Annotated in this window: 1 protein-coding gene; it reads left to right on the top strand. The window is 53.4% G+C overall.

All coding sequences use genetic code 11. The features are described from left to right. A partial coding sequence (locus AC1RP1_RS08260) for a hypothetical protein (RefSeq protein ID WP_481762762.1) occupies positions 1 to 290 on the top strand: 290 nt, incomplete at both ends.

Genomic DNA, 290 nt, shown 5'->3' with positions numbered 1-290 from the left:
GGACCCCGAACTAGATCATCACGAAACGCCAGAACCAGAAGATGAAGGACCGATGAGTCTGGAGCGATTCATTGAGCACACCATACACCCGGGCCCGAAGCGTGCAGCTGAAATGGAGTGGTCAATTGCTGGTCTGGCAAACTGGCACAGCTCTTCGTCGCACGGTCACAGTGATGTGGCGCGGCTCATAACATGGCCGATCTATAATTACCTGGAGGATATGGGATTGATCGACAAGGGAGGCAAGCGCGCTAATCTGCTTGAGTGGACACATCATTTCATATCGCGCC

Source organism: Dellaglioa sp. CoH-56-MRSF-13 (assembly GCF_056782095.1).
Note: the sequence above shows the minus strand (reverse complement) of the source record. Positions and strands in the feature narration are given on the sequence as shown.